13 protein-coding genes are annotated in these 14,220 nt (G+C 36.2%); 9 read left to right on the plus strand and 4 right to left on the minus strand.

Translation table 11 applies throughout. The features are described from left to right. Nucleotides 1–147 precede the first annotated feature (147 nt). The 3 genes from K8344_RS02640 (at nt 148) to K8344_RS02650 (ending at nt 2,038) form a co-directional block, all read left to right on the plus strand. Nucleotides 148–591, plus strand: a complete 444-nt coding sequence (locus K8344_RS02640; RefSeq protein ID WP_237606738.1) for a hypothetical protein — start codon at nt 148–150, stop codon at nt 589–591. A 116-nt stretch (nt 592–707) separates the two neighbouring features. Next, nucleotides 708–1,655: a 2-hydroxyacid dehydrogenase gene (locus K8344_RS02645; protein WP_237606739.1), complete on the plus strand. Its 948-nt coding sequence runs from the start codon at nt 708–710 to the stop codon at nt 1,653–1,655. Next, nucleotides 1,652–2,038, plus strand: a complete 387-nt coding sequence (locus tag K8344_RS02650; RefSeq protein ID WP_237606740.1) for a VOC family protein — start codon at nt 1,652–1,654, stop codon at nt 2,036–2,038. The genes K8344_RS02645 and K8344_RS02650 overlap by 4 nt, the downstream gene beginning before the upstream one ends. Nucleotides 2,039–2,043: 5 nt before the next feature. Here the strand turns inward: K8344_RS02650 and K8344_RS02655 are convergent, their stop codons facing one another. Genes K8344_RS02655 through K8344_RS02665 form a run of 3 tightly spaced genes read right to left on the minus strand, consistent with a single transcriptional unit; the run spans nt 2,044 to nt 5,721 of the window. Beyond that, entirely contained in the window at nt 2,044–3,894 is a 1,851-nt protein-coding gene (locus K8344_RS02655) for a GNAT family N-acyltransferase (protein ID WP_237606741.1), read from the minus strand. Nucleotides 3,895–3,944: 50 nt separating this feature from the next. Continuing rightward, nucleotides 3,945–5,204 (minus strand): aspartate kinase, encoded by a 1,260-nt coding sequence (locus K8344_RS02660; RefSeq protein ID WP_237606742.1) that lies wholly within the window; start codon nt 5,202–5,204, stop codon nt 3,945–3,947. A 46-nt stretch (nt 5,205–5,250) separates the two neighbouring features. Further along, nucleotides 5,251–5,721, minus strand: a complete 471-nt coding sequence (locus tag K8344_RS02665) for a GNAT family N-acetyltransferase (RefSeq protein ID WP_237606743.1) — start codon at nt 5,719–5,721, stop codon at nt 5,251–5,253. A gap of 112 nt (nt 5,722–5,833) precedes the next feature. Between K8344_RS02665 and fbp the strand changes: the two genes are divergently transcribed. Next, nucleotides 5,834–6,841, plus strand: a complete 1,008-nt coding sequence (gene fbp, locus K8344_RS02670; RefSeq protein ID WP_237606744.1) for a class 1 fructose-bisphosphatase — start codon at nt 5,834–5,836, stop codon at nt 6,839–6,841. A 54-nt stretch (nt 6,842–6,895) separates the two neighbouring features. Here fbp and K8344_RS02675 read toward each other — a convergent pair whose 3' ends face one another. Then, nucleotides 6,896–7,324, minus strand: a complete 429-nt coding sequence (locus tag K8344_RS02675; RefSeq protein WP_237606745.1) for a tellurite resistance TerB family protein — start codon at nt 7,322–7,324, stop codon at nt 6,896–6,898. A 174-nt stretch (nt 7,325–7,498) separates the two neighbouring features. Between K8344_RS02675 and K8344_RS02680 the strand changes: the two genes are divergently transcribed. The 5 genes from K8344_RS02680 to K8344_RS02700 all read left to right on the plus strand — a co-directional run bounded on the left by K8344_RS02680 (nt 7,499) and on the right by K8344_RS02700 (nt 14,192). Continuing rightward, nucleotides 7,499–8,572 (plus strand): ligase-associated DNA damage response exonuclease, encoded by a 1,074-nt coding sequence (locus tag K8344_RS02680; protein ID WP_237606746.1) that lies wholly within the window; start codon nt 7,499–7,501, stop codon nt 8,570–8,572. Continuing rightward, nucleotides 8,569–10,167, plus strand: coding sequence for an ATP-dependent DNA ligase (locus K8344_RS02685; protein WP_237606747.1), 1,599 nt, complete (start codon nt 8,569–8,571; stop codon nt 10,165–10,167). The genes K8344_RS02680 and K8344_RS02685 overlap by 4 nt, the downstream gene beginning before the upstream one ends. 109 nt (nt 10,168–10,276) lie before the next feature. Continuing rightward, nucleotides 10,277–12,748 carry a ligase-associated DNA damage response DEXH box helicase gene (locus tag K8344_RS02690; RefSeq protein ID WP_237606748.1) on the plus strand — a complete coding sequence of 824 codons (2,472 nt, stop codon included), beginning with the start codon at nt 10,277–10,279 and terminating at the stop codon, nt 12,746–12,748. Next, nucleotides 12,745–13,383, plus strand: a complete 639-nt coding sequence (gene pdeM, locus K8344_RS02695; protein WP_237606749.1) for a ligase-associated DNA damage response endonuclease PdeM — start codon at nt 12,745–12,747, stop codon at nt 13,381–13,383. Before K8344_RS02690 ends, pdeM begins: the two co-directional genes overlap by 4 nt. An 11-nt stretch (nt 13,384–13,394) precedes the next feature. Next, nucleotides 13,395–14,192, plus strand: a complete 798-nt coding sequence (locus tag K8344_RS02700; protein ID WP_237606750.1) for a tryptophan-rich sensory protein — start codon at nt 13,395–13,397, stop codon at nt 14,190–14,192. Nucleotides 14,193–14,220: the final 28 nt, after the last annotated feature.

The following is a 14,220-nucleotide window of genomic DNA, read 5'->3' on the forward strand; positions in this document are numbered from 1 at the left end:
ATTAATTTTTTCCTAAACCCATCTATGTAATATTATGTTGGTAGGTTTTTTGTTCAATAAAATTCGTAATTTTCCAATATGATAAAGCAAATAACTATAATACTGACTCTTCCAATCATGCTCTTTAGCCTTTCTAGCTGCGGAGGAATGAAGAATACGAACAGCAAAAAACTTGTTCAGGACCCTCCTTTTAGAGTAATTGAAGCCTTCTACCAAAATTGGGTAGCTGGAGTAGAAGAAGGCGGTTCGGGAGTAAATATCCACCTTACTTTTAGTGAAAAAGATACCGATGTATTGATTCAAAGTATCTACTTCAGAAATGCTATCCTAGAAGCCAAAGGAAACATAAACGCGCCTAATAAGTTTGTAGGGTATCTCAACAATAACACTAAACGCAACGTAATTATGGATGCCGACCCAATGAAAGAAGCTAAAAACACTATTTCAGAAGAATTTCCATTTCAGTTGAAAGATAACGAGGCGGTAGTTGAATATTGGTATGGTGGAAAAAAGAATTATTATAAAATCGGAAATATTTCGGAAAGAGATATGATTCCGTATCCACAAGCAAATCCAAATCAACATGAATAGAAAGCAATTTCCTGCTAAGAAGTGAGTTTTACGTCTTATCTAGACACGCCCCATTTGTATTCAATATTGAAACAACCTGAAAAGAAATCTTCTTCAAATTATAATATCTTCCTAATATGAAAATCCTTCACTTAGATAACAATCACCTTTTACTCTTAAAAATGTTGAAGGATGCCGGATTTACGAACGAAGAAAACTATACAATTTCTAAAGCTGATACAGAGGAAATTATTTCAGAATATGATGGTATTGTAATCCGCAGCCGTTTCAACATTGACAAGCAGTTTCTCGATGCTGCCAAAAACCTGAAATTTATAGCTCGAGTTGGCGCTGGACTTGAGAGTATCGACATCGATTACGCAGAAAAGCTCGGCGTAAAGCTAATTGCCGCCCCAGAAGGCAATAGAAACGCTGTAGGCGAACATTCACTCGGGATGCTTCTTTCGCTATTCAATAACTTAAACAAGGCCGATAAGGAGGTTAAAAACGGTCTTTGGAATCGAGAAGCCAATCGCGGAATAGAACTAGACGGAAAAACTGTTGGTATCATTGGTTATGGCAATATGGGGAAAGCGTTTTCCAAAAAACTAAGCGGTTTTGATTGCGAAGTACTTTGTTATGATATAAAAGAAAATGTAGGGGATGATAAGGCAAAACAAGTTTCTTTAAAAGAACTTCAACAAAAAGCAAACGTATTGAGCCTTCACACGCCATGGACCCCTTTAACTAATAAAATGATTGATGCTGAGTTTATAAATGCCTTCTCAAAACCCTTTTGGCTCATAAACACCGCACGCGGAAAAAGTGTAGTTACTGCAGATTTAGTTTCAGCATTAAAATCGGGAAAAGTTTTAGGAGCAGGACTGGATGTTTTAGAATTCGAAAAACTCTCTTTTGAAACACTTTTTGATTCAGATAATCTACCCGATTCATTGAAAGAGCTTTTTGAAATGGACAATGTAATTTTAAGTCCGCATATTGCGGGTTGGACGGTGGAAAGCAAGGAGAAACTCGCTACGGTAATTGCTGAAAAAATTATTAGAACTTTTAAAAATTTGAGATGAAGAATAGAGTAACAGGAATTGGAGGAGTATTTTTTAAGTCAAAAGACCCAGATAAAACGAAGGAATGGTACAAAAACCACTTGGGATTAAACACAGATAATTACGGGTGTACCTTTTGGTGGAAAGATGAAAAGGGCAACAAATGCTCTACCCAATGGAGCCCATTTAAAGCCGATACCGAATATTTTTCTCCAAGCGAAAAAGACTTTATGTTCAATTATCGCGTGGAAAATTTAGAAGAACTTTTAAAAGTATTAAAAGCAGAAGGGGTTACTATTGTAGGTGAAATGCAAGAATTCGAGTACGGTAAATTTGGTTGGATTTTAGATCCTGAAGGAAATAAAATTGAGCATTGGGAACCTGTTGACAAGGCTTTCTTGTAAATAAATTAGTCGGTTGCTTTTTCTTCTTTAGAAGTTTCAGGATCTAGGTTATGATCATTTTTTCCTGAATATTTTCTTTCCAACTCCTCTTGAAATTCCTCCATTACAGGTTTTACAGTACTTTCGGGCAAATCTGCAATACGAATGTACATTAGACCATCTACAGCATTGTTAAACAAAGGATCTACGTTAAAGGCAACAACCTTGGCGTTTTGCTTAATATATTTTTTAATAAGAACTGGCAAACGCAAACTCCCAGGTTCTACCTCGTCAATTATTTTATCAAATTTATTGAGGTCTGCCGCACTTTCATCAAAAATGAAGTCTTTATCGGCATCCTTCAATTTTACTTTATATTCCTTCTTCGGTTTGATGTATTGCGCAACATACGGATCGTAATAGTTCGATTTCATAAACTCTATCATCAAGCCTTTTGAAAACTCTGAAAACTTATTGCTAATACTTACCCCTCCAATCAAGTAACTGTGTTCTGGATAGCGCAGGGTGGTATGAACAATTCCCTTCCAAAGTAAAAACAATGGCATTGGCCGCAATTGGTATTCCTTAATAACAAAAGCACGGCCCATTTCAATGGATTTGCTCATCATTTCATATAATTCCGGCTCAAAACGGAAGAGATCTTGTAGGTAGAATCCGTCAATTCCAAAGCGTGCAAATATTTCTGAACCTAGTCCCATTCTATAGGCTCCAGCCATTTTACGAGCGTCATTATCCCATAAAAACATATGGTGATAATAGCTGTCAAACTTATCGAGGTCAGTGCTATTATTTGTTCCTTCACCTACTTCGCGAAAGGTAATTTCGCGCAACCGCCCAATTTCCTGTAAGATATAAGGAATAGAATCTGCCTGCGCTAAGAACACCTCATAATTTTTACTTACTAAAAGACGTTTATCTGCCTTACGAAGTTTTTCAATTTCGGCTTCTATTGCTTGCAGCGGAATTGGTCCAGCAATTTTTTTAGGTGGTTTTGGGAATTTTAATGTTTTTGGGATGCTGTCCAACAACTTTTTCTTTTCAAAAGGATTAGAAAGCATATAGGTTTTCTTCCTAAGAAACTCGGTAAAATCTGATAATGATTTGTGTTCTTTTTGGTCGTTAACTGAAATTGGATTTCCAATTCGAACTTTTATTAATCGCTCCCTTTGGGTAAGAAGTTCTGATGGGAGTTTGGCTGTACGTAAGGTGTCACTAATCTTAGCCATACGGTAGAACAACTTGCTGTTTTTTGCGTGAAAATAGATTGGGACAACCGGCACCTCGGCTTTTTTAACCAATTTCATCGCGGCTTCTTCCCAAGGCTTATCAACCAAAAGTTTCTCTTCTCTATAGGTGGAAACTTCTCCGGCAGGAAAAATTCCTAGCGGATTACCTTCTCGTAGATGTGTAATAGCTGCCTTAAAGCCTGCAACACTAGATTTTACATCCTTTCTATCTTCAAAAGGATTTACAGGCATTACATAGGGCTTTAGAGGCTCGATTCTATGCAAAAGAAAGTTGGCAATAATTTTAAAATCAGGGCGGTGTTCTAACAGTAATTTTAACAGAAGAATCCCGTCGATTCCACCTAATGGATGGTTTGAAATGGTTATAAAAGCCCCTGTTTTGGGAATTCTACGAAGATCTTCTTCGGGAATTTCGAATTTTATTTCAAATTCTTCGAGCAGTGCATTTACAAATTCAAGATCTTGAAGATGCTTGTTTCTATCGTAAATTTTATTCAGCGTAGTGATGTTTAAAATCTTCATTAAAGACCAGCCCATAAATGTGCCTAGAAAGCCGAATTTATCTACGTTTATTGCTTTAGCAACTTCCTTTGCGTTGACTAATCCCATGAAATATTTTAGCTGTTTATATCCAACAAATATAGCGAAACCGATTGATACTACTCCTTAATAACTAATTGCACCGTTTCTTTGCTTTCTTGTTTTAAAAGTACATTTTTATTTTCAGCAAGTGCCTTAACCTCAGTTGGGTTAAAATGCCTAATTGTGTATAGTGTGACGTTCTCATTCCATTTTACACGGAATTTTTCTCGCAATTTTGCCAATAGCCTTTCTAAATTTCCGAATTTATCGTTCACACAAACCGAAAAACTTATAGCAGAATTTTGAATTAGCTCTACTTTCATTTTATAGGTATAAAGCCATTTAAACACATCGCCAATGTTGTCTTCCATCATAAATGAAAAATCTAACGATGATAAGGAAATTAGCACTAAATCCTTCTTTAGTATAAAGCAAGATGTTTCTGGATCTATTCGGTCTCCCTTACCAACACAAGTTCCCGAAGCTGTAGGATTGAGAAAGGACTTTACAAAAAGTGGAATTTCCTTGCGCTGTAGTGGCTGTAAGGTTTTGGGGTGTATTACCGATGCCCCATAAAATGCGAGCTCTATAGCTTCACGATAACTAATGCGATTTAAGAGTAATGTTTTTGTAAAATATCGCGGGTCTGCATTTAAAACTCCTGGAACATCCTTCCAAATAGTAACACTTTCTGCATTTAAGCAATAGGCAAAAATTGCAGCAGTGTAATCACTCCCTTCTCGACCTAGAGTAGTGGTGAAGTTGTTTGTGTTTTCTGAACCTAAAAAACCTTGAGTTACACTAAGTCCCGAGGTATTTACTTTTTCTGAAATTTTCTGCTGCGTTATTTTCCAATCTACACTGGCATCTCGATGGTTGTCGTCAGTAATTATGCATTTGCGAACATCCAATAATTCGTTTTTTAATCCAAATTCTGTAAGATATTCAGAAACTATAGTGCTTGAAACTAATTCTCCGTATCCTACTACTTGATCATAAACGAAAGCGTGATTTTTAGACTTGTTTACTTTTAAAAAAGAAACCATCTTATCAAATAACTTAGCTGTTTTTTGATATATAAGGTGGTTAGTATTCTCAAATAATTCATTAACTATCTCTAGGTGATATTCTTTAAATGTAGTAACAAATTCGTTACATGTAGCAGTGTTATTTTTTAGATATTCAGCTATTACATTTTCAAGTAAATTGGTAGTTTTTCCCATTGCTGAAACCACAACTACTATATTCTTGTCTTCTGTAGCTTTAAGTATTTCAGCAACATTTTTTACACTATCTGCGTCTTTTACAGATGCTCCTCCAAACTTGAATATTCTCATAAATTTTTTATATCAATCTCTTTAACACAAATGAATACTAAAAATATTATTTTTCAATAAAGGCTTTTAGTCCTTTTTCATCCATATGTACTACGCGCCATTCTTTCATAATATTTGCACCACTGCGTTCGTAAAATCGAATTGCTCCAGTATTCCAATCCAGCACATCCCATGCAACCCTTTTTAATCCATGATTGTAGGCAAATTTCATAACTTCAGTATAAAGAGCTTCCCCAATACCTTTGCCGCGATGTTCTTCCTTTACAATTAAATCTTCTAGGTGAAGCGTGCGTCCTTTCCAAGTGGAAAAACGGTAATAAATTAACGCTGCCCCAACCACTACATTTTCAATTTCGGCAACAAAACAAGTAAACAGTGGATTTTTGCCAAAACCATTAGACTCTAAAACTTCAACCGAAATTTCAACAGCATCAGGTTCATTTTCAAAAACCGCAAGTTCTTTTATAAGATCTAGAACCTGTGGCATATCCATTTTATTCGCTTTTCTAACCTCCATTCACGTTATTTTACTCGTTTTCAATATCGAGCTAAGTTTCTTCTTGCAAATATCGGTTCAATTTCTTAAAAATCCCGATATTTGCGTGAAATTCAGGAACCCCTACATCACAATGGCAAAAATAAATCAATCTCTTGGTGAATTTATAATTGAAAATCAAGAAGAATTCAAGTATTCCTCAGGTGAGCTTTCACGACTCATAAATTCAATCCGTTTGGCGGCAAAAGTGGTAAACCACAAAGTTAATAAGGCCGGATTAGTAGACATATTAGGTACTGCAGGAAATCATAATATACAAGGTGAAGACCAGCAGAAATTAGATGTTTATGCAAACGAAGTTTTTATAAACACACTTACAAATCGCGAAATAGTTTGCGGGATTGCAAGCGAAGAAGAAGACGACTTTATTACAATTAAAGGCAGAAACGAAAAAAACGACAATAAATACGTTGTTTTGATGGATCCCTTAGATGGTTCTTCAAATATTGATGTAAACGTTTCGGTTGGAACTATCTTCTCAATTTTTAGAAGAGTAACTCCTACGGGAACTCCTGTAACTATTGAAGACTTTCTTCAACCGGGAATCAATCAAGTTGCCGCTGGATATATCGTTTACGGAACTTCTACTATGATTGTATATACAACAGGTCACGGTGTAAATGGTTTTACTTTAAACCCAGCCATCGGAACATATTACTTATCTCACCCAAATATGAAGTTTCCGAAAGAGGGACATATATATTCTGTAAATGAAGGTAATTACGTACACTTTCCACAGGGAATTAAAGACTATATAAAATATTGTCAAAAGGAAGAAGAAGATCGCCCGTATACCTCTCGTTATATAGGATCTTTAGTGTCAGATATTCATAGAAATATGATTAAAGGAGGTATCTATATTTATCCAAGCACCTCAAAGGACCCGAAAGGAAAACTCAGGTTATTATATGAGTGTAATCCAATTGCTATGATTGCCGAACAAGCTGGTGGTAAAGCTAGTGATGGTTTTCGACGTATATTAGAAATAGAGCCAAAGAGTTTACATCAACGCGTTCCATTTATTTGTGGAAACACCGATATGGTTGAAAAAGCAGAAGAGTTTATGAAAGACTCTAATTAAAATAAAAAGCCCGAAACAATAGTTTCGGGCTTTATTATATCTTAAAATAGATATTTAGTCTTCTCTATTTAATAGGTATCTGTAATCCTCAAGACTTAATCCTCCAGAGTAAATTGCAATGGATCTTTTAATCAAATCTCTTGCAAGTTCTGTAGTGTACCCAAGACCGATAGCATATTTTTCAATTAAGAAACGTTCGTGATCGTCAATTACATTGTCTGCAAAAATAATTTGAAACAAATCGTGCATGCGCTCTAAACGTCTTTCAGCCGAGTTAGGAGGGTTTATAGGATATTTTAAAGGATTCTTTATGATTTCGGCATATTCAGATTCTACAATATCTAATTTACGCGCCAATCGCTTAAGCATTTTCTCTTCCTCAATGTTGATTTCACCATCAACCGCAGCCATATTAACTATTGAAGCAAAATGACCTAAATTTCGGGAATGCTCCCCGCTCTCGAATAAATCTGTAAATGACATAATTTAGTTTTAAATATCTCACAAAGATAAAACTTGTTGATGAAATTTACGCTAAAAATAAAGCAATCTATTTTTTGACTTTTTCATTATATACTTGATTTGATATAAACTTTTCTTAATTTACTTCCCATAGGGTAAGACTTTCTTTAATTTTAAACAGATAAAAAAAAGAAAGTGGACCAACCGTTGTTAGTTTTTAATGAAAAGGGCATATACTGTCAACAAGCCGATGTGTATATAGATGCATGGAAACCTGTGGATAAGTGTATAATTACCCATGGACATGCCGATCATAGTCGGTGGGGACACAAAAAATATATCACTCATAAAAATAACGTACCAATTATTAAACACCGTTTAGGTGAAATTGTAGTTTCAGGCAAAGAATGGAACGAATCTTTTACAATAAATGGCGTTAAATTTTCGCTTCATCCTGCGGGGCATATTGTAGCATCGTCACAAGTAAGAGTAGAGTACAAAGGAGAAGTATGGGTGTTTACTGGAGATTTTAAAACTGAAAATGACGGTATAGCAGAGCCTTTCGAACTCGTAAAGTGCAATACATTTATTACCGAGTGTACATTTGGAATTCCCGCCTTTAAATGGACCCCTCAAGAGGAAGTTTTTTCGGATATCAATAATTGGTGGGCGGCAAATAGGGCTGAAAGAAAAACTTCTGTTCTCTTTGGGTATTCATTGGGAAAAGCGCAGCGATTACTTAAGCATCTAGACCCTAATATAGGAAAAATCTACACTCACGGAGCCATAGAAAATATGACTCAAGTTTTACGAGAAAATTATGAATTTCACCAAACAACTCGAGTTACCCGAGATACCAAAAAGGATGAACTGTTAGGAAATATAGTTTTAGCTCCGCCAAGCGCACACGGGGGCACTTGGATTAGAAAAATGGTGCCTTTTGTTACTGCTAGTGCTAGTGGGTGGATGACTTTTAGGGGCGCGAGAAGACGAAGGGCAATAGATAGAGGATTTGTGTTAAGTGACCATGCAGATTGGGATGGACTGCTTACTACAGTTAAAGAAACAGGTGCCGAAAAAGTAATTGCCACCCATGGTTATACCGAAATTTTCTCTCGTTATCTACGTGAAGAAATGGGGTTAGATGCACGTACCGAAAAAACGCAATACGAAGAGGAAGGTAGCGAAACCTCAAATAAAGAAGAGAATGACATTTCGCCTGGACTTAGTGATCCCCAACAAACTAAAATTAATGAAGACGAAAAATGAAAGATTTCGCCAAACTCATAAAAAAACTAGACAGCACCAATAAAACTACCGAAAAGGTGGCGGCGCTTACGGCTTACTTTCAAATGGCGAATGATGAAGATAAATTGTGGACTATCGCAATATTATCGCATCGACGGCCAAAGCGACCTGTAAATACTTCATTATTGCGAATATGGGCTACCGAAATTAGTGGAATACCTCTATGGCTTTTTGAAGAAAGTTATCATATAGTTGGCGATCTTGCCGAAACAATCGCTCTCATTTTACCAAGTAAAGAATATTCAGAAGAAACAACAAAGTCCCTATCGCAATTTATACTTGAAATTATAGAGCTTCGAACGCTTCCTGAGGAGGAAAAGAAGAATTACTTACACGAAAATTGGCTTGCATTAAATTATTTTGAACGTTTCGTTTTTAATAAAATCATTACGGGAAGTTTTAGGATAGGTGTGAGCCAAAAGTTGATGACAAGGGCACTTTCAAAAGCTACAGAAATTGACGAAGATATTCTCGCTTATAAGCTAATGGGAGATTGGACGCCACAGAAAACTACTTTCAAAAAGTTAATTTTAGAACACAACGAAGAGGATTACCTTAGCAAACCTTACCCTTTCTATTTGGCTTACGCGGTTGAAGATAATTTTCAAGAAGATTTAGGCTCAATTACCGATTGGAGTTTTGAACATAAATGGGATGGCATTAGAAGTCAGGTAATCATAAGAAATAACGAGGTTTTTGTTTGGTCCAGAGGAGAGGAATTAGTAACCGATAAATATCCTGAATTTCAAAAATTTCTCTCTGTAATTCCCAATGGAACTGTAATTGATGGTGAAATTCTACCTTTTGGAAATGGCGAAATTGGAAATTTTAATGCGCTACAAACAAGAATTGGACGGAAAAATTTATCCAAAGCGCTTTTAGAGAAAACCCCAGTTATTTTGAATGCTTATGATTTATTGGAATGGAATGGAGAAGATATACGGCAGCTGCCTTTTATAGAACGAAGAAAAATTCTAGATAGGCTTATTCAAGGAATAAATAGCTTAGAAATTGGAGTATATTTAAGTGAAACTATGAGTTTTAATACTTGGGAAGAAGCTGCGGCAGAACGAGAGTTATCATTAGAGAAGCGCAGCGAAGGTCTAATGTTGAAAAGAAAAGATTCCCCGTATTTAGTCGGGAGAAAAAAAGGAGATTGGTGGAAGTGGAAAATAGATCCTTTTACTATTGATGCGGTTTTAACCTATGCCATGCGTGGACATGGGCGCAGAGCTAATTTGTATACCGATTACACATTCGGACTTTGGCATGAAGGTGAGTTAGTGACTTTTGCTAAAGCCTACTCAGGGTTAACAGATGCAGAATTTAGACAAGTGGACGCGTGGATTAAACGAAATACCTTGGAGCGTTTTGGCCCAGTAAGAAGTGTAACTCCTCATCACGTTTTTGAAATTGCGTTTGAAGGAATAGCAGAAAGTAGCCGCCATAAAAGCGGAGTTGCAACACGTTTTCCAAGGATTTTAAGATGGCGAAAAGATAAACCCATAGAAGAAGCTAATACGCTAGATGATTTAAAAGCTTTAATTCCAAAATAATCCATCAAAGCTATACTTTAAACAAAGTAAGATCTCCCTCATTTTCAAATAGGAGTGTCAGCTTTGCGCAACGGGTGGTTGAATCCTAATTACTAACAAACTAAATAATTTGAATAACAAGCAACTCATATCATTAACAACCTCATGGTTCCAATCCAAATCCTGGACCCCCTTCCCATTTCAAAAACAAACCTGGAAGGCATTTTTGGATGGGAAACACGGGTTGTTAAACGCTCCCACCGGAAGCGGAAAAACCTATGCCTTATGGGTTCCTATAGTGCTTCAGTATTTAAAAGAAAACCCAGATTATAAAACAAAACACACCAAAGGAATTAAAGCTATTTGGATTACACCATTACGCGCGCTTTCAGTAGAAATTCAACAATCAGCACAACAATTTGCTGATGACCTAGGAACCGGTATGACCGTTGGAATTAGAACTGGCGACACTTCTCAAAGCGAACGTGCAAGGCAAAAACGCCAGATGCCAGATTTATTAATTACTACTCCTGAGAGTTTAATGCTCCTATTGGCTTCAAAAGGGTACGAAAAAATGTTTAAAACGCTCACTGCTGTGGTGGTGGACGAATGGCACGAACTACTAGGTAGTAAGCGTGGAGTGCAAATGGAGCTCGCACTTTCGAGGTTGAAAACAGTATCACCAAACTTAAGAATTTGGGGGATTTCGGCAACTATTGGAAATTTAGAAGAGGCACAAGATGTATTGTTAGGAATGGATTCTGATTTCAGAAAGAACTCAGTATTGATTAAAGCAAAAGAAAAATCTAAGATTCAGGTCCGTTCTATAATTCCTAAAAAAATGGAAACTTTTCCTTGGAGTGGACATTTGGGTTTACACCTATTAGAAGAAATTATTCCTATCATTAAAAGCAGTAAAACCACGATAATTTTTACAAACACCCGTAGACAATGTGAAATTTGGTTTCAGAAATTATTAGAAAATCATCCAGAATTTGCTGGGGAAATTGCCATGCATCACGGTAGTATAGGAAAAGATACCCGTCTTTGGGTAGAACAAGCGATACGCAATGAATCGCTACTAGCGGTAGTTGCTACTTCTAGCTTAGACTTGGGAGTAGATTTTGCACCAGTGGAAACCGTTATTCAAATTGGTGGCCCTAAAGGGGTTGCTAAATTTCTTCAACGTGCGGGTAGAAGTAACCACCGACCAGGAGAACCTTCGGTAATATATTTTCTACCTACTCACGCACTTGAACTTTTAGAAGCATCGGCGCTGAAAAAAGCGGTTAAAGATGAAATTGTGGAAGACAGGACTCCATATTTACTAAGTTTTGACGTTTTGATTCAGTATTTAGTTACCCTGGCCGTAAGTGATGGATTTTTTCCAAAAGATATTTACTCAGAAATAACAAAAACGTTTTGTTTTCAAGGAATTACAGAGGAGCAATGGAATTGGTGTCTTAATTTTATAACAGTAGGAACTCAAAGTTTACAAGCCTACGACGAATACAAAAAAGTGGAAGTCACTCCCGAAGGGCTCTTTAAAGTAGAGAGTCGTAGAATAGCAATGATGCATCGACTAAGCATTGGTACTATTGTAAGTGATTCCATGATGCTGGTAAAATACGTTTCGGGAGGGTTTATCGGAACAATAGAGGAGTGGTTTTTAAGTAAAATGAAACCTGGGGACACCTTCGTTTTTGCAGGAAGGACTTTAGAATTAGTTCGTATTAGGCAAATGCAGGCGCAAGTACGTAGAAGTAATAAACGCACTAATAATATTGTGAGTTTTATGGGTGGCCGTCTACCACTTTCCTCACAGATGAGTAAAATTCTTCGAGAAGAAATGCAGAGCGCTCGTTTGCCTGAAGCAAATCGTAAACCAAGCATACCTGAATTAAAGGCCTTAAATCATATTTTTGAAAGACAAGAACGTGAAAGTATAGTCCCAGGTGAAAATGAATTTTTGATAGAAACGTTTAAAACACGTGAAGGTTACCATTCGCTCTTTTATCCCTTTGAAGGGCGATTTGTTCATGAAGCAATGAGTAGTTTATTGGCGTATCGAATAAGCTTGTTGTCTCCCATTACCTTTTCATTGGCGTACAATGATTATGGGTTTGAACTGTTGAGCGACCAGTTTTTAGATATTCAGAATATAATAGATAATAATCTTTTTACAGATGAATATCTCTACGACGATCTCTATAAAAGTTTAAATTCCACGGAGTTGGCTCGCCGAAAGTTTCGTGATATTGCGGTTATAAGTGGAATGGTCTTTCAAGGTTATCCAAATAAAGCGATTAAAACTAAACATCTACAAAGCAATAGTCAGTTGTTATTTGATGTGTTTAGAGATTATGAACCGGACAATTTGTTATATCTTCAGGCTTATCGTGAAACCTTTGAGCATCAACTGGAAGAAGGTCGATTGCGCAAAGCATTAGAGCGTATCAACTCTCAAGAAATTGTTTGGAAACAATGCGAAAAAGCGACTCCATTCAGCTTTCCGATAATTACCGATAGACTCCGAGAAAAGCTATCTTCAGAAAAACTGGCTGATAGAATTAAAAGAATGACTTTGCAACTAGAGAAATGATTCAAACTGTCAAAATAAATAATAATATTTTTCAACTACATCCAAGTGGTTCTATTTATTGGGTAGCTAATAAAATGTTGCTTATCGCAGATGTACATTTGGGGAAGGTGCTTCACTTTAGAAAATATGGTGCGGCTATTCCGGCAAGTGCTGCTTATAAAAACTTTGAGACACTCACAGAGGTTGTAAATCATTTTGAGCCAAATACAGTTTGTTTTCTAGGCGATTTGTTTCATAGTACATTGAATAAGGAGTGGAGAGAATTTGAAAAATGGGTAGAATATTGCAATGCAAAAGTGATTTTAGTATCAGGGAATCACGATGTTATTCCCCAATATTTATACAAGGATTTGGGAGTAGAAGTTATGGATGAATTAGTACTGGACGGGTTCCATTTAACCCATCATCCCTCCGAAATTAATAAAGGTTTTAATTTTTGTGGTCACGTACATCCTGGGATAAGAATGAAAGGGATGGGGAGACAATTTGTAAAACTCCCATGTTTTTATAAAACTGAAAACCAGCTAATTTTGCCGGCATTCGGGAACTTCACAGGGAAATATATATTAACACCTACTCGTAAGGATGAGGTGTTTGTAATTGTAGAAGGAGAAGTAATTTGTGTTTCACGGTAAATCAAATAATTATGAAAAAAACTTTACAAATAGCCAATATCATTGCTTTTTTAGCAACCATTTTTATTAACTATTTTGCCAATACTGGAAAAATGAATGGAACTACAGTAGGAGAGATATCAAATAATATTAATTCCCTGTTAACGCCTGCAAGCTATGCGTTTTCAATTTGGGGGATTATTTATTTAATGTTGTTGGGCTTTGTGGTTTACCAGGGTAGAAGTCTTTTTACTAAAGTGAGAGATGATCAATTTATATTAGATACAGGTTGGTGGTTTGTAGTATCGTGTCTCGCCAATTGTTTGTGGATTACCTTATGGATTTACGGATATATAAGTTATTCAGTAATTGCAATTTTTATACTTCTCTTTTCAATTTTGAAAATTGTAGTGAATAACCGCATGGAACTTTGGGATGCTCCAATTTCTGTAATCGCATTTGTTTGGTGGCCATTTGTATTTTATAGCGGATGGGTTACAATTGCCAGTATCGTAAATGTAGCTGCTTATTTAAAATCTTTAAACTGGGGTGGATGGGGAATAAGTGAAGTTACTTGGACAGTTATAATGATCGTTATTGCGGGAATAATAAATTTAATAGTTACCTGGAAAAGAAATATGCGTGAGTTTGCTTTGGTTGGAACTTGGGCCTTAGTAGCTGTAGCTGTTGCAAATTGGGATGAAAACAAAATTGTTGTTTATGTATCGTTATTAGTAGGGATAATACTATTTATAAGTAGTAGCTACCACGCATTTATAAACCGTGAAACCAGTCCGATTAATAAGTATAAAGAATATTTAGAGCATTGAGTTTAATTTATAGAAGTGTAAATATTTT

The sequence above is a fragment of the Aequorivita xiaoshiensis genome, from assembly GCF_022008395.1.
Lineage (GTDB): Bacteria > Bacteroidota > Bacteroidia > Flavobacteriales > Flavobacteriaceae > Aequorivita > Aequorivita xiaoshiensis.